The 21997-nt window shown below is 43.3% G+C and carries 18 protein-coding genes; 4 read left to right on the top strand and 14 right to left on the bottom strand.

The features are described 5' to 3' along the window. Positions 1-242 precede the first annotated feature (242 nt). Positions 243-1010, top strand: a complete 768-nt coding sequence (locus tag ACSUPM_RS11265; protein ID WP_436879951.1) for a hypothetical protein — start codon at positions 243-245, stop codon at positions 1008-1010. 228 nt (positions 1011-1238) lie between these two features. On the opposite strand, the gene ACSUPM_RS11270 is transcribed toward ACSUPM_RS11265, so the two are convergent. Beyond that, positions 1239-1964, bottom strand: a complete 726-nt coding sequence (locus ACSUPM_RS11270; protein WP_436879952.1) for a CHAP domain-containing protein — start codon at positions 1962-1964, stop codon at positions 1239-1241. Positions 1965-2225: 261 nt separating this feature from the next. Here ACSUPM_RS11270 and ACSUPM_RS11275 point away from each other — a divergent pair, with 261 nt between their 5' ends. Then, positions 2226-2741, top strand: a complete 516-nt coding sequence (locus ACSUPM_RS11275) for a hypothetical protein (protein ID WP_436879953.1) — start codon at positions 2226-2228, stop codon at positions 2739-2741. 298 nt (positions 2742-3039) lie between these two features. Here ACSUPM_RS11275 and lpxC read toward each other — a convergent pair whose 3' ends face one another. From lpxC to ACSUPM_RS11340, 13 genes are all read right to left on the bottom strand, one after another. After that, the gene (gene lpxC, locus ACSUPM_RS11280) at positions 3040-3957 is read right to left on the bottom strand and encodes a UDP-3-O-acyl-N-acetylglucosamine deacetylase (protein WP_436879954.1); all 918 of its coding nucleotides are present in this window, start codon (positions 3955-3957) and stop codon (positions 3040-3042) included. A gap of 375 nt (positions 3958-4332) precedes the next feature. Next, the gene (ftsZ, locus tag ACSUPM_RS11285; protein WP_436879955.1) at positions 4333-5535 is read right to left on the bottom strand and encodes a cell division protein FtsZ; all 1203 of its coding nucleotides are present in this window, start codon (positions 5533-5535) and stop codon (positions 4333-4335) included. Between the two features lie 290 nt (positions 5536-5825). Beyond that, a complete protein-coding gene (ftsA, locus tag ACSUPM_RS11290) occupies positions 5826-7118 on the bottom strand; it encodes a cell division protein FtsA (protein ID WP_436879956.1) in 1293 nt (430 codons plus the stop codon). Positions 7119-7325: 207 nt separating this feature from the next. Beyond that, the gene (locus ACSUPM_RS11295; RefSeq protein WP_436879957.1) at positions 7326-8120 is read right to left on the bottom strand and encodes a cell division protein FtsQ/DivIB; all 795 of its coding nucleotides are present in this window, start codon (positions 8118-8120) and stop codon (positions 7326-7328) included. A gap of 510 nt (positions 8121-8630) precedes the next feature. After that, positions 8631-9731, bottom strand: coding sequence for a D-alanine--D-alanine ligase (locus tag ACSUPM_RS11300; protein WP_227523271.1), 1101 nt, complete (start codon positions 9729-9731; stop codon positions 8631-8633). 31 nt (positions 9732-9762) lie between these two features. Continuing rightward, a complete protein-coding gene (murC, locus tag ACSUPM_RS11305; RefSeq protein ID WP_201565459.1) occupies positions 9763-11199 on the bottom strand; it encodes a UDP-N-acetylmuramate--L-alanine ligase in 1437 nt (478 codons plus the stop codon). Between the two features lie 79 nt (positions 11200-11278). Further along, entirely contained in the window at positions 11279-12364 is a 1086-nt protein-coding gene (gene murG / locus ACSUPM_RS11310; RefSeq protein ID WP_173238824.1) for an undecaprenyldiphospho-muramoylpentapeptide beta-N-acetylglucosaminyltransferase, read from the bottom strand. 221 nt (positions 12365-12585) lie between these two features. Then, entirely contained in the window at positions 12586-13029 is a 444-nt protein-coding gene (locus ACSUPM_RS11315; protein WP_201565461.1) for a DUF2147 domain-containing protein, read from the bottom strand. Positions 13030-13285: 256 nt separating this feature from the next. After that, positions 13286-14257: a glutathione synthase gene (gshB, locus tag ACSUPM_RS11320; RefSeq protein WP_173238823.1), complete on the bottom strand. Its 972-nt coding sequence runs from the start codon at positions 14255-14257 to the stop codon at positions 13286-13288. Positions 14258-14314: 57 nt separating this feature from the next. Further along, entirely contained in the window at positions 14315-15034 is a 720-nt protein-coding gene (gene pyrE, locus ACSUPM_RS11325) for an orotate phosphoribosyltransferase (RefSeq protein WP_201583029.1), read from the bottom strand. Between the two features lie 61 nt (positions 15035-15095). Further along, positions 15096-16109: a hypothetical protein gene (locus ACSUPM_RS11330; RefSeq protein WP_025652405.1), complete on the bottom strand. Its 1014-nt coding sequence runs from the start codon at positions 16107-16109 to the stop codon at positions 15096-15098. 57 nt (positions 16110-16166) lie between these two features. Then, positions 16167-17006 carry an SDR family oxidoreductase gene (locus ACSUPM_RS11335; protein ID WP_201583028.1) on the bottom strand — a complete coding sequence of 280 codons (840 nt, stop codon included), beginning with the start codon at positions 17004-17006 and terminating at the stop codon, positions 16167-16169. A 108-nt stretch (positions 17007-17114) separates the two neighbouring features. Continuing rightward, on the bottom strand, positions 17115-19310 hold the full coding sequence (locus tag ACSUPM_RS11340; RefSeq protein ID WP_201583027.1) for an Lnb N-terminal periplasmic domain-containing protein: 2196 nt from the start codon (positions 19308-19310) through the stop codon (positions 17115-17117). Positions 19311-19493: 183 nt separating this feature from the next. Between ACSUPM_RS11340 and ampD the strand changes: the two genes are divergently transcribed. After that, a complete protein-coding gene (gene ampD, locus ACSUPM_RS11345; protein ID WP_374189998.1) occupies positions 19494-20078 on the top strand; it encodes a 1,6-anhydro-N-acetylmuramyl-L-alanine amidase AmpD in 585 nt (194 codons plus the stop codon). Positions 20079-20387: 309 nt separating this feature from the next. Beyond that, positions 20388-21938, top strand: coding sequence for a murein biosynthesis integral membrane protein MurJ (gene murJ, locus ACSUPM_RS11350; protein WP_201583025.1), 1551 nt, complete (start codon positions 20388-20390; stop codon positions 21936-21938). Positions 21939-21997 lie beyond the last annotated feature (59 nt).

Consider the following 21997-nt stretch of genomic DNA (forward strand, 5'->3'; position numbering starts at 1 on the left):
TCATGCTCAGCTTGGTTTAAATAACTGGCTACCGTTTCACCAAAATAGCAGCTGAGCTATGATGATACAGCCTAAAAGCCGCGATGCAATCTGCTCGCGGCTTTTTTTATTGATATTCTTGAAAGCTAAATTAAAAGCTGACTTGAAATCAGCCTCGTAATACCTTTATTTGAACGTACTTTATCATATGGTAGTATCAAAGACCTTTTATCTCGTACCAACTTTTTGAGTCATAGAAAATTATGAGCCAGACCTTTAACCTTTGTATCGCCACTGAAACCCTAGCCAATGATGCGCAACGGCTTGGCGTTAGCACAGACACCCTGCGCGATATCCAAGTTGTCGTGCACGCGACCATCGTGCAACAGCCATCGTTGCAGTTACAGCTAACCTATCAAATTGTCCTACCCACGCAGTCTTTAGCGGATCGATTATATTGGCCTACTTGGAAAGAAGCACACGTTGGCTTTACTGACTATCTATGGGAAGAGAGCTGTCTTGAATGTTTTATTGCTGGTAACACTTTGAATCAGGATGGTATTGATAGTGTTGATGATGATAGTAAGACGGCTTATATTGAGATTAACGCTAGCCCGGATGGTCGTTATGCGCTTTATCGGTTTGAGAGTTATCGAAACCCTGCGACTCTGCCGCCGTTCCCTTTATTAGTAGCAAATAAGCATACACGTGCAAAGATCAATTGGATTGACCCCGCCAATTCACAAATACCGTCAGTAGAAGTGAAGCCCTCGCACAAGTCATCAACAGCGCATACATTATATAGTGACAAGCGAACCTTTAGTGTGCCAATACACAAGATTTTTAGCCAAAAATTTGCTCTCAGCAACCTTTTCATCGAGCACATACACCCTTGCGTCATTTTATGGTTTGGTGAGACCGCTTTGTATTTTGCATCCAGCCATGCCTCTCCGCCTGACTTTCACAATCGGCGCTATTGGTCTAGATTTAATCCTAAAGCTGCCTATTTAAATAGCGCTCGTAATAGATAACTATTGAACAATAACGCTTATCTGATCTTATTTTTGAACAAAAAAAACCCAGCAATGTCATTAAGAGCATTACTGGATCTGGAGAAAGAGGGTCACTTAAAACAGGACGTACTTGATGCTTATAGTCGATTCAAGATACTTCAGAGACAAGGAAGGCGAGTGAAAATACTACACATAGTAGACTGAACGAGCCTGATACCGTACCTGATTTATATAGGGTTGGCTATATTATTCAGCCATCGCAAGGTAGATGCCACGGTCTGATGCATCATCGACGTATTTCGAATCACGCCATGTCGTATAGTTATAGACACCACTATATGGGCTGATGCTATTTTGACGGAAATCAGAAATCCAATTTTTGCCATCAAAGATTTGAATATGGCCATGCGGGCGCTTTGATGAGCGATCATAGACAATAACATCGCCTACTTGGGTTGGCATATCATTACTAATTTTGCTAAAGCCTGCATTGCTGAGTGTGCCGCGGCTAGCGTACTGATACGCTGAAGGATTCGGTGTAAATTCATAACCGGCTGATTGTAAAGCTTTACGTACATAACGAGCGCAGTAACCAGAGCTTCTAGACAAGGCTACTCTTGAAGCACGCGCCGCTGCAATAGCAGGAGCAGAAGAGCTATCTGGAGTTTTACTGGCTTGCTGCTGACGTTGCTCATAAGACAGACGGCTGGTCAACGACGCAAGCTGATATTCTTTTTGCTTGGCATGAGCGCTTAAGTTGTCAATGGCTTGGCTGATTTCATCGTTACTATACACATGAGCACCGCTATTGGTGCTATAGATGTTGCGACTAGAACCATAGTTCGCAGAAGCAGAGATATTGGTGATGGTATGACTCAAGGTATTATTTGGTTGAAAGGTGGTTTCGGCAGCACCACTCGTTTGTGCTATGCCCATTCCCAGTACTGACAAAATTAATAAAGCCTGTTTCATAAATTTACTACCTATTTGTTAATACAAGACTGCTCGTCATCCATAACGAAGCATCAATTAGTTTAGAGGAAATAATCATCAAGTAAACATGATAAAATCCTTAATACAGCAGCTCACTCTTCTTTCTACAGTAACTAACGCTAATATCATTAGCAGCATAGTCATCTGCTTTACAAATCGTTTGCTATCTATCCCATATATACTGTGTTGAGCATTTTAATATGAATGTCGATTTTGTCACCTATTAGATGAGTTATTACGATGTCAAAAAAACAACCTAATCGGCTTGCCCAGCTTATTGATCATCAAGCTTTTGCTGGTAGCGCACTACCTCAAACTCTTGCGGACAACATGCGTCTATATATTCAAGCGACCACTGAGATAAAAGAGCTTCTAGTAGATTGTTTACCAGAGGAAATCCTTAATACCTGTTGGGTCGTTGGCTTAACGTCTGAGCAATTGACACTCAGTGTGGGCTCAATGACTGCTGCTAATCATATTCGCTATTTACAGAACGCTTATTTGCAAGTATTAACAGAGCAGTCAATTACATTTAAACAACTCAAGCAAATTCGCGTTGTTGTAGCCAAAATACCTGCTAATAGTCTTTCATCTAAAAAACTATTTGCGTTATCAACAACCTTATCAAAGTCTCACGAAACCATTGAAAATAAAGCGCTTAGCCAAAACACAAAGCGGACTATATCACAGGCCGCAGAGCATGTCACCACTGATGAAAAGCTCAAAAAAGCACTATTGCGCTTAGCAAATGATTAAAAATCTTGCGTCCAAAGTGTAAGTTTATGTAACTATTTTCAAAAAATAACCTCAATCACGCTAGGTTTTTGTAATGACGTAAACAAAAAAAATCATCTGTTAGTAGCATTCACATTGTGAAGGTAACTAACAGATGATTTTTTTGTTATCTACAACGTCGGTATTATCTACGTTAACGTTGTATTATTTAAAAATACTAATCTATATATTTATATAATAGAATATAACTTAACTATCCTTATAACCATTTTATGTAATATTGCGTAAATGTTTCGATACTTCGTGTATATTCCTGTATTCATCCTTCAACTGCTACCCCTTTTAAGGGTAGATATTCGATAGGACAGCTTACATTGTCATCAAAAGTTACAATTTCAAAGCTGTCAGGATTGGATAATATCTCACGTATCAACAAATTATTTAAAGCATGGCCAGATTTATAAGCATTAAAACGACCTAAAATTGGATAACCGATGAGATATAAGTCGCCTAATGCATCTAAAATCTTGTGACGCACAAACTCGTCATTGAAACGTAAACCTTCTTCATTAAGGATATTGGCTTCATCGATGACAATCGCGTTTTCCATACTACCACCCAAAGCCAAGTTATTTTGACGTAAGGCTTCTATATCACGTAAAAAACCAAAGGTACGCGCAGAACTTAATTCTTCTATAAAGTTCTGCGTAGAGAACTGTAACTGTGCATGTTGAAAGTTCTTGTCGATAGCTGGATGGTCAAAATCAATCTCAAAGTTTAATTCAAATCCTTCATAAGGACGTAATTCTGCCCATTTATCGTCTACCTTTACTCTGATTGGTCTCAAAATCTTAAGGAATTTCTTTAAGCCTTCTTGCTCACAAAAATCTGCTTCCATGAGTAATGCCACAAAGGGTGCAGCGCTACCATCCATAATAGGTATCTCTGAAGCAGAAACACGAATCAATAAGTTATCAATACCAAGTCCAGCAATCGCACTCAATAGATGTTCTACAGTACCGACACGTGCGCCACCAAATACTAAATTAGAGGACATCATAGTGTCTTGTACTAAAAAAGCGCTGGCCGGAATGGGCTGACTGCCCTCAATATCTGAGCGCTCGAAAACGATACCAGTATCAATTGGCTGTGGATGAAATTCTAAATCAACAGGCTGACCACTATGGAGACCGGTGCCTGTAACAGCTATCGCTGCTTTTATAGTTCGTTGATTCATGGCTGTTTTCTCACATATTTTGTTACAATTGGCCTAGTGTACCATTACCCGTACCCAATTCGCCATAGTTAAAAACCGTTAATTTGTTTATCTCGTTGATTGATAACACTTATCATAAGTGTTTTATTAAAGTAATTTATGTTTCAACAATCTATAAATTACTATATAAAACAATTAGTTAAGATTAAATATCCTCGCTACAGCAGCTATCATCCAATAAATTATTCATAACTATTTAGATGTTAATAATTTATTTCAATGAATAACTTTATTATATAAACAGCCTCCTTTCATAAACAACATTTTTTATAAATAAACACAAAAAAGCCAGCGACGTAGCGCTGGCTCTCTTTAATCCAAACAAATAAACAATGATTATTTATTTTGTTGACGCTTTAGATAATCTTGAATACTGTTAGTCTTGGTTTTAGGTTGCTCTTGCGTCGGATTTGCACGTGCTAGGCTATCCTGATGCAATTGCGCTTGTGATTGTTTTTGGCTATTTAAAGCACTAGTATGCAGGTTAGGATCAACAGGCTGCGTGCTATTCACTGAAGGCACAGGCAGCTCCACGGCGGCTTCGGGCTCCTCACCTGCATGTTCATCTAGAGTTAAACCCGTCGCAATAACAGTGACATGCAAATCATCACCCATTTTCTCATCAATAACCGAACCATAGAAAATATGAGCATCATCTATATCAGTAATTTCTTCGACAATTGCACTGATTTTGCTCATTTCATCCAATGATAAAGACTCAGATGAGATAACGTTAACCAATAAGCCTTTGGCATTCTCTAAACGTAAATCGTCAAGTAATGGCGATCTGATGGCTTTTTCTGTTGCTTGACGTGCACGATCGTCGCCACTAGCGCGGCCAATACCCATCATTGCATGACCCTTGGCAGTCATCGCGGTGCGAATATCGTTAAAATCAATGTTGATCATGCCTTCGCTAGCGATAGTTTCTGCAATACCTTGAACAGCATGCAGTAGAACATCATCTGCTTTTTTGAACGCATCTTGCATAGAGATATTGCCGTAGACACTCATCAACTTATCATTAGGAATAGTAATAATAGAATCAACGAAGTTAGTCAGCTGCTCAATACCTGCCTTAGCTGCTTTGATACGTTTACCGCCTTCGAATTTGAAAGGTGTGGTCACTACTGCAACCGTCAATACTTCCATCTCTTTGGCAATACGAGCCACGACTGGCGCTGCACCCGTACCCGTACCACCGCCCATTCCAGCGGTAATAAAGACCATATCTGCATGTTCGAGTAACGCACGAATAGCTTCTTCTTCGCTTTCTGCTGCTTCACGTCCGACTTCTGGATTGGCACCAGCGCCTAGACCGCGGTTAGTTTTTGCACCAAGTTGTAATTTATGCGGTGCTGTCAAACGATCAAGTGCTTGTTTATCCGTATTCGCACAGACGAACGTCACACCTCTAATTCCTTGTTGTACCATATGTTCAACCGCATTACCGCCACCACCACCCACACCGAATACTGTGAAGCTCGCTTGGCCGTTATTTTGAAGCTGGTTATCATCTGGCATGGTGTATTTTGACATAAAAAAGATTCTCCAGTTGCAGATAGCGTGATGGTCGATACATGCTAAAGCACTCATATGACGCGCTATCGACTTACTATATATAAATGTATTTAAATAAAACAGGGCTATGGCTTAAACACTTAAGCTTGGACACAAATATGTCGTCATTGCTCAGGGTATTACTTTCAATATTACTTTTAATGCTACTTTATGCATTTAATTTCGGTATATCTTTTAAAAAATTACCACTTATTGTCTAAGCATTTTTTCATATAAATATTCTTATACAAACGTTTTTAGCAGCAGACTTACAGTATCTTTTTGAGCACACTAGCAAAACGTTGCCCTGCACTTTGAAAGACGCCGGTCACTCTATTTTTTTGAATCGCTTCCGGTTCGCTTTTTTCACTGTGGCGAAACTGCTCGCTTTGACTATATAGTAGTGTGCCAAATGCCGTTTGATAAGCGCGATCGTTGACCTGGCTATTCAGCTGCTTAAATGATTCGTCATTATCAAAATGATTATAAGCACTAATAGCCGGATGAGTATTGGTCAATACCACTGGCATTTTAAGGAGCTTCTTAGAAAAAGGTATCATTCCTTTAATGGCACTACCGCCACCTGTCAGCACGATACCTTTATCAATATAGCTAATCAGGTCTGCTTCATGCAATTGACGCGCCACTTCCGTAAAAATCTGTACATAACGCGCTTCGATAATACGGGCTAAATTATAAATACCAATATTAATCTCGTCACTGGTCCCTTGCGGTTTAAAGATAAAGAACGAGCTGGGATCGACGCTATTAACATCAACCGTACCATGCGATTTTTTGAGTTTTTCAGCTTCTATCATAGATATGCCGACATCTGCTGAAATATCCATCGTCACTTCATGGCTGCCTGTCGCGATACAATGCGTAAAGATCAGTTTATTTTCTTTATACACACAAATACTGGTAGTGCTCGCTCCGATATCGACCAAGCAGATACCCTGCTGACGCTCATCGCTCATCAAGCTATATTCTGCACTAGTCACCGCATCAAAAACAATATGATCGATGCCAACATCACAGCTTTGTAATAGCTTTTGGATATTTTGACGACTGGCAACTGGCATCATCATCATGTGATACATCACACTGATATTGTGCGCTACCGTCTCAATCGCATCATCGACCATAAAATCTTGTTCATCGACATAAATGCCTTGCTGGCAGCAATGCATCAAATAATAGTCTGAAGGCAAATCGCGTGATTTGGCATTAGATAAAGCCTGTACCATATCTTTAGCACGGACGACTTCGTCCTCTACTCTCACTTCTCCAGTACTATTTTTACTGAGTAGCTCAGGCGTTGCTAAGGTTAACCACACACTATGCACACGGCAATTGGCAGTATCTTCTGCTTCTTGAATGGCTTGCTTGATAGCACCTTGCAAGCGTTCACGATGCTTTATTTGACCTTGATAAAAGTCACTATTTTTAACTTGCCCTACACCCATAATACGAATGTCTTTTGCAGAGACAACGCTGCCAATAACGGCATAAACTGCCGTGGCACTTAGATGGACAACAACCAGATTTTCAGTATTTTTCATGGTACCAGATAAATTATCGCTAAACAGGAGACCAAATGACGTCCCCATTAAATCATTATAAAAGCGCTATTAATACGCTATTAAATCCTATCGTACGTTCAATATTAATGCTGAATAAGCAACTTATCATAAAATACTGGCTACTTATCAAGTATTTCTGCTTATTGTATTTTTACTTACTGTATATTATTAATGTCTTACTGCCAGTTATTTTGCGGCGTCGGCTTGAGATTCAGCCATATTCCAAGCAATAGTAAAACCGTTTTTGTAGCGCAAATCTACCGACTGTATCTCATCTCGTCGGTTACTCAACTGATTGCCTAATAATTGACTTAGATTCAGCAGTTTTTGCGCGGTGTTTTCATTGTCAACAATGACACGCTGACCATTGTCAAAACGAATGAGCCATGTCATTCTTGGTGACAGGATAATATCGGCAACTTGCATATCGAGTGGCGCATACCAATCGTTAATTTGCTGCATTTGTTGCATGATAACCGGTGCTTGCGTTATCTCACCTTGTAAAGTAGCAAATTGCGCTTGTGTCAAATCTCTACTATCAGCAGGAACAAAAACCACGCCCTTTGCATCAACCAAACGCTCAGTACCAAAGTTAGCAACCGCTTGTTTGGGCAGTGCTGTGACGACGATACCGCGTTGCCAATCGCGAGTCACACTCACTTGATCCACCCAAGCAAGACCAGTAGTAATGTCTCTTAATGCTTGTAAATCAGAAGTGAAAAAACTGCTCACCTTCTGTTGGTTCATCACTTGCTGTAGCGCTCGATACTGAGCGACTGTCAAGCCTTGATTATTGACAAGAATAGCTGCTGGCGGCGCATCACGTAAAGCTTTACCACCCATAATCAATATAAGCACTAATAAACCCAACACCAATATCATAAAAAAATATCTGACCGAAGTCGGTACTTGGAAATTAGATTTTGGTCGACGGGCTTTATCACTCATCAAGTCAGTTACGTCGTTGACAGTTTGAGCCATAATGACCTTCGTCCCTATATTTGCATAAAGCCAATAGTGCTTTTTATTAAAAGTTAATCTGCACAATGTAGGCAGAGAATGACTGAATCAATATGTTAGCAAAATCTTTGTCGAAAACGAGGGATATAATACGGTTATCCCATTTCAAACGTAACATTTTTCTCATTTTATGAAGAACTTATAACATATACTCATAAAACAACATAAATATCACTAAAACGATTCAATAATTACAATATTAACGTATTTTGCGGTCAAACAATAGCCTAACCCTTACTACTAACAACGAATTTACACAAGTTTACACGAAGCTGTGGTATAGCAGGGCTAGCGATACATTCATATCTGCTTATATTCATAAATATTCAATAATGTCAGTATCTATTTGACGATTATTTTTACCCATTAATAATCACTTTTCAAACTTCTATAGTATCAATAGCGATTATCACAAACTGCGTTATGAATATTAAGCCAGACAAGAACATTTAAGCTGAATCTACCAACTGTTTATAATGTTTGCGTAAGGATGTGCCAGCACAGCGTATTGAAATCCATACCACGCGCCTTAGCTGCCATCGGTACCAAACTATGACTGGTCATGCCCGGGACGGTATTAATCTCAAGCAACCAAAAGTTACCTGCTTCGTCCTGCATAGCATCGATACGCCCCCACCCTTTGGCATCAACAGCACGGAATGCAGCAAGGCTCAAATCTTGTAAATGCTTTTCATCAGCGTCACTTAAGCCGCACGGAATATAGTAGCTGGTATCGTTACGATTGTATTTGGCTTCAAAATCATAGAAGTTGGTGATATCAGCAGGCTCAAGACGAATGACCGGATAGGCTTCGTCATCGATAATAACAATCGTAAACTCGCGACCAGTAATCCAGCGCTCAGCCATGACAGCATCACCGCACTGTACCGCTGTTGCATAAGCCGCCGGCAACTCGTCCAAGTTATTAACCTTGGTCATGCCAATACTCGAACCTTCATGAACGGGCTTGATAATGAGTGGCAGACCTAGCATATTGACCACTTGCTGCCAGTCGGTATCGGCCGTCAATAGTGAAAATGGTGCCGTCGCTAAGCCGCAGCCTTGCCACAATTGCTTGGTACGAACCTTGTCCATGCCCAGCGCTGATGCCAAAATGCCTGAACCTGTCTGCGGAATATCAAACCATTGCAACACGCCTTGTAGCAAACCATCTTCACCGCCGCGACCATGCAACACATTAAACACGCGATCATAATCACGCAGCTCAGTAATGTCCTGATGCTTAGGATCAAAATGAGTGGCATCAACGCCTTGGTTTTGTAGCGCTTGCAAGACAGCGGCGCCACTGTCTAACGACACGCTGCGCTCATTGCTACTGCCACCATAAATAACGGCTACTTTACCAAACTGGCCAGCATCTTTTACTTCGCTGTTGTTATTGCTTAGTTCTGCCCTATCATTAGCGACTTTATCACTTGCAAGCTTGTCTTGCTCCGCTTGAGCCGCCGCCGCTAGTGCTGTCTCTGGGTTGGTAATCGTTGCTTTACCTTCAACATTATCGCTGGCTTTATGAAGGTCGTTTGCATTTTTTTGGTGGTTATTGCTTGTCATAAGGATAGTTCCTAGAATTCTTTTTAGCTTATTAGATATAAAGGTTATTGGCGGCCAAATCTACTGCTATCTGGCCCACATTACCCGCACCTTGGGTAATCAGCATGTCATTGGCTTTTAATAAACGCTGCATGACCGGTGCTAAATTGTCCTTGTCAATAATCGTCGGTTCAACTTCACCGCGCAGCCGAATGCTACGTGCCAATGACTTGGTATCAGCACCAGTAATCGGGCTTTCACCTGCTGAATATACGTCTAATAATAATAGCTCATCTACGCTGGAGAGTACTTCGACAAAATCATCAAAACAATCGCGGGTACGGCTATAACGGTGCGGCTGAAACATCATTACCAAACGACGCTCAGGGAAGCTTTGACGCGCCGCTTTAATCGTCGCGTCGACTTCTTTTGGATGATGACCATAATCGTCAATCAACAACACGTCACCATCATCGATACTGACAGAGGCATGCTGCTCAAAACGACGACCCACGCCTTCGAATTTTTGCAAGGCGCGTTTGATGGCCTCGTCATCGACACCTTCATCTGTCGCCATGGTAATAGCGGCAAGCACATTGTAGACGTTATGAGTACCAGGAATATTAAGGGTCAAACGTAAAGGCTCGCGGTCACGGCGCAATACGGTAAAGTGAGTTTTTGTGCCCTCTGTCACCAAGTCAACGGCCTGTACATCGTTAAAAGGCTCAAGCCCAAAGGTCAATACGGGACGACCAATATCATCAATCATCGCATATAATTCTGGGTCATCACCGCACACGACGGCCAAACCATAAAACGGCATATTTTGTAAAAACTGAATATAAGCGGCTTTTAATTTGTCAAAACTATTTTCATACGTTTCCATATGGTCTTGATCGATGTTGGTCACAATTGCAGCCATCGGATGCAAAGACAAAAACGAGGCATCAGACTCATCGGCTTCTGCTACTAAGAAACGGCTGCTACCCAGTGCGGCATTTTTGCCAGAAGCGTTCAGCTTACCACCAATCACGTAGGTAGGATCGAGCTGCCCTTCTGCCATCATCGTAGTGAGCAAACTGGTCGTTGTGGTCTTGCCATGCGCGCCGGCCACGGCAATGCCATGACGATAACGCATTAATTCACCCAACATATCGGCGCGGCGTACCACTGGCAGACGCGCTTCAAGCGCTGCTTTTACTTCAGGATTGCTGCGATCAATCGCTGACGATACAACGATGACATCCGCATTGGCAATATTTTTGGAATCGTGACCTATCGATATCTCAATACCAATCTGCTGTAGACGGCGAGTCACCAGGCTATCAGCAATATCAGAACCGCTGACTTGATAGCCCTGATTCTTCATCACTTCCGCGATACCGCACATCCCCGAGCCGCCAATACCGACAAAATGCAAGTGCTGAATACGGCGCATCTCTGGTATTTCAATCAAACGCTTAGGTAAGGCTTTCGCAGGAATAGACATAGGGTTTTCTCTTTATATAAGACTAATGAAATTTGCTAAAGTAAAAAATCGCTGACAAAATTAATGCTAAGACCGACGCTTATAATGCTTGCCAGATAATATCAGCGACTTGCTGGCTGGCGCGGCGATTGGCGAGCGCATGGCCTTTTTTGGCCATCGTCAAGCAGGTTTGTCGATCCAGTACAGCAAGCTCATCACTTAAACGCTTCGCTGTCAGCTCAGACTGCGGTAATAAAATCGCTGCCTCGTGTGATGTCAAGGTACGCGCATTCGCTGTTTGATGGTCATCAACGGCATGCGGTAGCGGCACAAAAATCGCAGCGATACCGACGTTTTGGATTTCGGTAACGGTCAATGCGCCTGCGCGGCAAACAATCATATCCGCCCAATTATAAGCCGCTGCCATGTCATCGATAAAGGGCTGTACGGTAAAGTGATGCGCACTTAAATTCTCGCTATCATAAGCCGTTTGCGTGGCTGCGTCGTTATTACGGCCACACTGATGACGCACTTCAAAAGGACGGTCTATTAATGCCAGCGCTTTTGGTACGATTTCGTTTAAAACTTGCGCACCAAGTGAGCCGCCTACGACCAACAACTTAAGTGGTGAGCTATCAGTGACATCATAACGCTCAGCCGGTTCGGCAACCCCCGTAATGGCGTTACGCACTGGATTGCCAACCGTTTCAAGCTTAGCATCAAGCTGACTATTCGCAAAGGTATTCTCAAATGCTTGTAATACTTTAGTGGCCATCTTAGCCAAATAACGATTACTCATACCAGCAATGGCATTTTGCTCGTGAATAATCAGCGGTGTTTTGGTCAGACGCGCCGCAATCCCGCCGGGTGCAGTCACATAACCGCCAAAGCCAACGACAATATCAATCTGATTGTTGCGAATGACTTTGATGGCGGCCATGGTAGCTGAGAGTAAGGTAACCGGCAATTTTAGTAAGCGCCCTAGCCCTTTACCGCGCAGGCCCTGCATATCGATAGCATGAAACTGATACCCAGTCGGCGCAACCAAGCCATTCTCCATACCGTTTGGCGTCCCTAACCAATGGATAATAGCACCGCGCTCGGTTAGTGCTTCGGCCACGGCAAGCGCTGGAAATACGTGCCCACCTGTGCCAGCAGCCATCATCAATATATGCGGTGTTTTCATGAACGTCTGCCTATCTTTTCTTTATTTATATGAAGGGTTTGTCAGCCTGCAGTCATATCGATCGTTAGAGAATACTGACACTGTAAAAGCCCGCATAGTATAGAGGAAATCAATGTCTTATATACAGTAATTTCTGGTTTACCAATAACAAAAATCCAAGCCGTGAGCAATCGCGACTTGGCTTTGTTGATGACTTAGATTGAAGGGTAAAACGTCAATGCTTAACGGTGTTTTAAAATACGAGTTTTACCCAGTAATGAGATGCCTTTATAGCCACGTAGCTTCAGCGTATCGCCTTGTAATTCTGCTTTTCCAGAAAAGGTTCTGCCAGTCTCTGGCTCAATACCGCTACCATTGACATATTTATTAGGATCGTTAGCATCTGGCTCTAAATCCCACAGCACCGTCGCTCCCGTCAAAGGCTTGTTTTTAAATTTACCTTTACATTCATCACAGACTTTTTTATTTTTGGCACGAGGGTCCAAAATCTCAACAATTTTGGCCGAAAGCTTACCGTTGCTTTCAGAAAACCTTAACACCGCATCGGGCTTACCACTATCGTTGTAAGTGGTCCATTTGGTATTGTTGAGTTGGTCTGCTGCACTGGCACTAAAACCCAATGCTAGGCCTGCGGTAAGTAAGAGTGATTTTGCAAATGTATTCATAGTACGTCCTTGTGTTATGAAAGAGTTGATACAGTGCTTGGTATCATCTTATAGCTCGATAATACTGTCCTATCATATAAAATTATGATAAATAATCAAGATATCTTAGCATAATTATTAGGTTTTTTATGAACATAAGTTTCTTTTCAATCACTCTTTTCTTACTACTAAAGCTTGATAGCTTTACAGTTTAATAATTATAAAGGTTAATGACTATTTAGCTCAAATAACTGTTTATTTGAAATAGCTATTGAACTTAGACAGCCAATTTATTTTCAATCGCTACGATAAAGTCTGTACCAATATCGGTGCCACATTGGTCATCAATCTCACGTACGCAAGTTGGACTAGTGACGTTAATCTCCGTAATACGGCCACCGATTAAGTCTAAGCCGACGAACATTAGTCCTTTTTCTTTGACGATTGGCGCGACCACTTCTGCGACTTGACGCTCAACGTCAGTCAGCGGCATAGCCACACCGCTACCGCCGGCAGCCAGATTACCACGGGTCTCGCCTTTGGTAGGAATACGCGCCAAGCTATAATCGATTACCACGCCATCGACGATTAGCACGCGCTTATCGCCTTGTTTGATCTCTGGTAAATAACGCTGTGCCATAATTGGCAAGGTCTCAAGCTCAGTTAATATCTCCAGCGTCACTCCAATGTTTGGGCTATCAGCAGTCAAACGAAAAATACCAGTACCGCCCATACCATCTAACGGCTTGACGATAACGTCTTGCTGTTCAGCGATAAACTTGCGAATATGCGCTTGTTTACTGGTCACAATCGTTGGGCTCATATAGTCGCTAAACCAAGTTGCAAACAATTTCTCATTACAGTCGCGAATTGCTTGTGGGTCATTGACCACCAACACACCTGCCGATTTGGCATGATCGAGCATATAAGTCGCATAGATAAAGCGCATGTCAAACGGGGGATCTTTACGCATCAAAATCACGTCATAGTCGCTGACTGACACTGTCGCCTTGTCGCCTAGCGTATAAAAATCTTCAGGATTGCGTGCAACGGTTACTGGCTGCGCATCTATCATCAGCTGCCCACGATCCAACCATAGATCATGTATTTGGCAATAGCCCAGTGTGTGTCCTCGATCTTGTGCTGCCCACATCATCGCAAGGCTGGTGTCTTTTTTATAATTAACCCGCTCGATAGGATCCATAATGACGAGTATTTTTAGAGATTTTTTTTGCTTTTCTTGGCTCATGATAAGGCTCACTTACGTTATATTATTATTAGAATAGATTCAAACTTCAGTACCCAACTATACACCGTACTGCGCGCGGTAATGCTGCATTTTTGCCAGTTGCGTCGCATCTTTATACTGACCGCTTTGTACGTCATGGTCATCCGCTAAATAGCTGATTAAATCGTCGATATCGACGAGTGCACGTACTGGTACTTTTAGGGTCGCAGCAAGCTCTTGAATAGCAGAATGATCGCTTTGGCCTTTTTCTTTACGATCGAGGGCCACTATAATACCGGCCACACTAGCACCTGCTTGCTCTAAAATATCGACCACTTCGCGCATCGCTGTGCCCGCCGTAATCACATCGTCAAGTACCCAAACGGCTTTGCCACTGACATCAGCACCTACCAAATTACCCCCTTCACCGTGGGTTTTGGCTTCTTTACGGTTATAACCCCATTCGGCATTAATGCCATGATGCAGCCATAACGCTTGCGCGGTTGCAGCCACAAATGGAATGCCTTTATAGGCCGCACCAAAAATGACCAGCTCTTGCTGCTCTGCACCGTTATTGTTAGCTGCCATCTGTTCGGCCATTTTCTCAGCCAAAGCATCTGCATAACCACGTGCTAGTAATGACAACATCTCACCCGTTGCCAGCAAGCCAGCATTAAAAAAATACGGACTGATACGACCAGACTTGAGCACGAACTCACCAAACTTCAGGACTTGATTGTCTAAAGCCAGTTGAATAAATTGGTGGGATGAGAAAGAAGGGTTTTGAGCATGAGACATTATGGCGTTCCTATCGTCGAAAAGAAGGTCAAAAAACTGGCATTATTGTACGCATTATTGGTCAGCTTGACCAACCATTGATGTCGTAATCCTGCATATTGGGGTAACGAGTCAGTAGCCCACTACGTGATGAACAATTAAAATAACACTGGCCATCATGGCTCACTTGTATGTCCCAGCCTAAATGATAAGCGGCAACAATGATATGCCCAGCAAATATGCGCATCTGACGATAAGCATGGCGCTGGGCGGGCTCACAAACAATTTGGCTAAGCAGATAGCTGCGTACATGCTGACAGATTTGCGCAGCGCTATAGCTATGATTGATGCTTTTGCGCGTACTACATTGCTTTAGGGCATGAACGGCGACACTACACGCCATAATATCCGTCGCCAAACTGCCCTCGCCTGTCTCAAACTGCTGCGGCTGCAAAACCACTTGCCAATCATCGGCATAGAGGCTGCTGAGTAATTCATCAGGATTATAGTGTTTGGTCAATGCACGCAGCGACGCTGAAGTACTTTTGGTGCTCTTATTAATCTTGTTCGGATCGCTCTGTAGCGGACTATCCGCAAGCGTAAAACCGTAACGATGCAGTTTTGGATAAGCACGAAGTACTTGCTGAATATCTGACATGTCCAACAAAGTCATATCGGTTAATGGCGATAATAATGGCTGCTCGCTATGATTGTGATAAAAGCTGTCGGGAAACTCAACAAGTTGGGCGGCATTGAGTAAGGACAAATGCTCAGTCAGCGCCTCTGAGGCAATAAGCGCCCACTTCGATAGTGTCGCCTCATTAGGCTGATAAAAGCGCGCAGAATTCCCATAAAGCCGTCGTAATTGACCATTTAAGCGTCGAGCAGGTTCTGGAATATCACTTAACGGACGTGCAGGATCAAGGGGCGATTGACTGGGATCAAAATTGGGATGGACGATTGCAGGCTGCTGTGAATCAGCTAGCATAGATGATTGCTCAGCCTTTTTTTGCACATGGTTTTCTGCCAGCTTACCGCCTTCTGCTGCCAGATTAGCATGAGACAAACGGTCATCAGAAGTAGAAGGCTGGGTCATGAAATCTCCATAAACTATAAAACATAAAAACAATTCTAATTAAATCAAACTATCATCTTACTCTTGATAACTCAAAATATCACGATAACCTGCTTGCCAGTCAGGATAATCCAGCCAAGCTAACGGAATGTTGCTATGCAAGCGCTTCCCCGTAACTGCTGTTTTTGAATGATCAATAGTAGGCGGTGTCTCACCTATTTGCTCGCTTAACCAAACGCCTAGCTCATGAGTGGTGACGGGCGCATAGTCAGTGGCGATATAAAGTGGCTTTGGTGCCTCAATGGTCAGGACGTTGGTGATAATATTGACCAAATCACGATCCATAATACGATTACTCCAGTGCTGTGCGGCTACTGGCTCTTTTTGTTTCTCTTTGGCCTTGCATAAGCGCATGAGACGCGCGCGACCATAAATACCGCTCGGACGAATGATAACGGCTTTATCGCCAAAGCCTTGTTGCAGCACTTGTTCTGCTTGCAAGATTACCTTTGATGCTTCGCGCTCAGGGCTGACAGGCACAGTATCTGCATCAATCCATTCGCCACTATCCTGACCATAAACACCCGTTGAGGAAATAAAAACAACGCGCGCAAGGTTGGTTAGCTTATCCGCAAACTCTGCTAAGTGTTGATTAATCGCCAAATAACTGTCGTGATAACCGCTGGTTGAATACTCATCAGGAGTGACGATAATTGCAATATGAGTAAATTCTTGCAGTTGGGCAGCGCTAAGCGTCAACGCATCAGCTTGCATAAACTTTGCATTACTATTCAAATCATAATGCTCGCGTTCATTGCGGGCAAGGCCTGTGACCGATGAGCCTTCCTCAGCAAGTTTATTGGTAACGGGCAAACCGATATCACCTTGTCCAATAATCAGTAAATTTTGCGTACTCATAATGCGTCCTTTCTTTAACAAAAGCCTTTTGGCACAAGTTTTTCATTACCAGTCTTTCACGCACCATCTAAAAATACTACTTATGAAGACAGCGGCTAGAAATAGTGGTTAGAAATAGCGTCTGTATGACAGCTGCACGTCGTCATTAGCATCGATGCGATCTTGCCATTCATAATTAGCATTAATACGTAATGCTTGTTTTTTATCGATATCGTATTGCAGACCTAACGTTGAGACCGGCTGCCAGTAGTGACCGCGAGCGTTAGAGTCATCACTGCTGCCATGATACCAATATGGCAATTGCAATTCAGCCTGCGCGCGTAACTGATTGTTAATCTGATAACGGCAACCAGCATTCACGCCTGCACCTACTCGAAAGCCTTTATTGATACCGCGCCCTGCTTGCCCCGTGCCTGATAGCAATGCGTAACATAGCTGCGGCGGCATCTCGCCAGTACCAGCGCTTGGCGTACCAAACGCCCACGACCAGCCCGTCTCATAGCCCACGCTCCCGACCAAATGATCGCTGCCAGCTTGCTGTGAGCCATCGTTTACTCGGGTTGCCTCGACACTGACACCCCAAGTTTTGCCTTGCTTAGCGCTATTTACCGGGTTAAATGAGCGGCCACGCAGCAGTGTAATGTTCTGCAAGACCACGCTGTCCAGCTGTTTATTGTTACTGTTGTCATCATTATCATAAAAGCGTAGCGTCGCTGCCAGCCCTTCTAAATTAAAAAACTGTGAAAACCCAGTGGTACGATCAAGGGTGTCATGAAAACCTGCACGCACACCCACATCGATATAGTTATTGTCACCGCGTTGTCCGACACCAATCTGCGCCATTTGCAATGGATGTCTATCTATTGGGTTATTGTTCGAAGCGACGATAGGCAGGTTGCGTATGGTTTGACCATCTGCTGACATACTGGATGCTGGATTGCGCTCTGCAGATTTGATCTCTTGGGCTGCCTCTTTAGGCAATGGCTGATAACCTAGCTTAGCGGCGACCTTGGCTTGATTGAGCGCGGCTTGACGCACAGTATCATCAGCTGGCGTATAACTAGGGTTTGCCAGTAAGTCTTCTTCATTAAGCAGCTGAATGACGTCAGAAGGTACGACGGCATAAGGCAGTCGGCTTAATAAATGCTGCTGTGGGCGTACGACGTCGATAAGACGTAAAACCTCAGAGGCGCAATTATCGGTGGTGAAGTAATACGGTAACTCTAACCCTTTGGTCTCCCAAACATGCAACATGATTTGCTGCACCTCGCTTGGGGTCAAATTCAACTGATACGTCCACGCATCACGCTCATCGTCTTTGAGATACTTCGCCAGCTTTTCTGGATAAGGATCGATTTCGATGGCGTTATCATAGCCACCTGTCATAGATTTGAAAGCATAAATCAAAAAGCTGTCGTCTGGATCACCATCGACCGTATAATTCAGCGCGTAGGCATGATGAATCTGACTGGGATCAGCCACACTGGCCTTTGAGTCAATACGCAATAAAGTATGGGCAAAGGCTGATATAGGATTGTCCAAATACTCTTCGGCAAACATAATAGACAGCTGCTCGGGCGCTAGTGTTTGCATCCACTCATTCAGCTCTGGACACTCAGCTTGCCAGTTTGTCTTATCAATATTTAGCGTATCAGTCAGCCATTGAACGCGCGCTGGGAAACGACAGAGCACCGAGTTATTAGCGGTATTGTTTTTAATCGCTGTGTTTTTTTTAACGGTCGTGTTAGGCGTCGGCGCTAATTCTTCAGCAAGGGCGACCAGCAACGCATCAAGCTCTGCACCTGAGTCTTGTTGACCTTTTTCACTCAAAAAGAAGCTAGCATCCTCAACGAGACTTGTGTCTTTTTTCTTACCAATTAAGTTTTTTTGATCATCAAAGAAGTACAATAAACGTCGCCATGTCGTATGCTGAGCTAGGTTTTCTGTTTTTGCCTTCTCGCGCCACGATGCTAGCAGCTGCTCGGCAGTAATGTTGGTAATACTACTGACGTTATTATCGACACCGCTAGTAGTTTTATTGGTGCGTGGCTGATCAGTGACATCTTTATTTGAGGTGCTATTTGGCTTGATGTTATTATCTAGCTCAGCATCAGCGTTGTTATCCAACGCTAACGCGCCTGTGGTCACAAGCTCTGCTGGCGTTGGCAAAAATGCCTGCGCTTGTGCCGTCAGCAACAGACCTGCAACCATTAATGGTAAACGCGCGCGCCTGCTCATCTTCGTTGGCGTATAATCTGTCGTCAACAGGTTGGAGTGCACCACAAGGTTTGAATATATAGACATGAGTAATATCTCGCACTGTAAGAGCCATACGCTTATCGCGTTATTGGGTCTATCTAATCGTCAAAAGAAGGTTATGATTAGCTGTTTTTTAAAAAATTTCGCTATTAATTAATAAAAAATTGGTAATCACGAGTATTTGCTACGCACTTATTAACCCCATAATAAAAGAGAGCACTTATGTCCATGACACCGCCAATGACTATCAAAGACGGGCGCTTATCCTCAGCCACTTGGCTTATGTCGCCGAACTATAATAAACGACCCGACAACCTGACTATTGACACCATTATCATTCACAATATTAGCCTACCACCGAATGAGTTTGGCGTCTGCGGCAGTGATGGTGTTCATTATGTAAAAGCATTATTTACCAATCAATTAGACTGGGATGCGCATCCTTATTTTCAAACCATTCAGGGCGCAGAGGTCTCAGCACATCTATTTATAGAACGTGATGGTGCTATCACACAGTTTGTAAACTTTGCCGAGCGCGCATGGCATGCAGGCAGATCTAGCTATCTTGGCCGTCCTGAATGTAATGATTATAGCATTGGCATCGAGCTGGAAGGGTCAGATTTTGTGTCCTTTACCTCTGTGCAATATGACACACTTGCAGCCGTTATCGCTGCACTATATGACGCCTACCCCAAAACCCGCCGCCACCTAACGGGTCATAGTGATATCGCGCCGGGTCGAAAGACAGACCCTGGCGATTACTTTGACTGGCCAAAGTTACGTGCGCTGGTAGGAAAAAACCTTACGGACTAGGCGTGTCCTCAATTCAACTGATAGCGATCTAAATGGGCTAAAAATGGTTAAATCTTGCCAATCATCGTTAAATAGCTAGGCAATATTTCGATATTATCCTTGTTTAACTACAGTTTACCTCACTTTTATCACCATTTTTAAAATGAGGACACGCCCTAGCTTATATAAGAATCCTGAACTAATTCCACATTCAATCCATTTATCTCGATTATGAAAATGCTATAATCCGTCAGTTTTTTGATAACAGCAACTCAGCAAACAATCATCAGTAAACAACCAGCAGTAAACAACTTAGCAAAATAGGGTCTCATGGCAAAAAGTCGGTTATTTCGCTCAACCATGGTCGTCAGCAGCATGACCATGCTGTCCCGTATCTTAGGTCTGGTACGCGATGTCGTATTATTAGGGGTGTTTGGTGCAGGTGGTCTGATGGATGCCTTTTTGGTCGCCTTTAAGATACCTAACTTTTTGCGCCGTCTGTTTGCTGAAGGCGCCTTTAGCCAAGCTTTCGTGCCAGTACTGTCCGAATACAAAGAAAAATATAGCTTACAACAGGTACAGATATTAGTCAGTCGTACCTCAGGCGCCCTGTTGTTGATTCTATCCATGCTCACTGTGGTCGTCATTTTGATGGCGCCGTGGGTAGTGACTTTATTTGCTCCTGGATTTGCTGATCAACCTGGTAAATTTGCCATCACCGCCGAGCTGCTGCGTCTTACCTTTCCCTATTTATTATTTATTTCTATGACCGCTTTTGCTAGCGGTATTCTGCAAAGCTACGGGCGTTTTGCTGCGCCCGCTTTTGCACCGGTGTTACTAAACTTGTGTATGATTGGCGGCGCATTAATTTTTGCCCCTATGTTCGATACACCGATTATGGCGCTTGGTTATGCCGTTGCAATCGCCGGTTTGCTACAGTTTCTCATACAGCTGCCGCAGTTATGGCAACAAAAGCTGCTGGTCGCGCCTAAGATTGATTTTCAGCACGAAGGCGTTAAACGCATCTTAAAACTCATGTTGCCTGCTATCTTTGGTGTCTCTGTCACTCAGATCAATCTGCTCCTCAATACTATTTTTGCCTCATTAATGATTGGCGGATCAGTCTCTTGGCTTTATGCAGCGGAACGTATGAGCGAGCTGCCGTTAGGACTGATTGGCGTAGCGATTGGTACAGTCATTTTGCCAAGCCTATCAAAGAGTGAAGCGCAAAAGGATGATGTTAGCTTTAAAAAGACCATTGATTGGGCAGCACGGCTGATTATTTTAGTCGGTGTGCCCGCATCAGCCGCCCTATTTATCTTGGCTGATGTGCTGATGCAAGCGCTGTTCTTGCGTGGTGAATTTACCTTGCGTGATGCACAAATGAGTTCGCTGGCGTTACGCAGTATGGCCGGTGGGATTTTAGGCTTTATGCTCATTAAAATATTTGCGCCCGCATTTTTTGCCCGTCAAGACACTAGAACGCCAGTAAAAATCGGTATCATATCGGTCTTTGCCAATATGGTTTTTAGTGTGATTTTTATCGGGATATTCTACTTTTTAGAGATACCTCTGCATGGTGGTCTTGCCCTTGCGACCACAGGAGCGGCCTTCGTAAACGCGGGCTTATTATATTATTTCTTACATAAGCGCGATATTTTCCGTTTTGGCAACCATTGGAAAAAGCTGTTTGCCCAGTTTGCAATCTCTACCGCCTCTATGGTTGCCATCCTTTATATCATGTTGCCCTACTTCCCAGCCGACGAGGCTCAGTGGCGACGTATCGCGGCTCTGCTCATTATGTGTGCAGTAGGTGCTTTGGTTTATGGGGTGGTATTACTAGCAACAGGCTTCCGTCCACGTCAGCTAAAGCATGGCTAATTTATCTGTGAATGTTGAATAAATGACTTACTAAACCAAAACAAGCTTAATATGAGAAT

It is taken from the genome of Psychrobacter okhotskensis (assembly GCF_965638355.1).
Classification (GTDB): Bacteria; Pseudomonadota; Gammaproteobacteria; order Pseudomonadales; family Moraxellaceae; genus Psychrobacter; species Psychrobacter okhotskensis.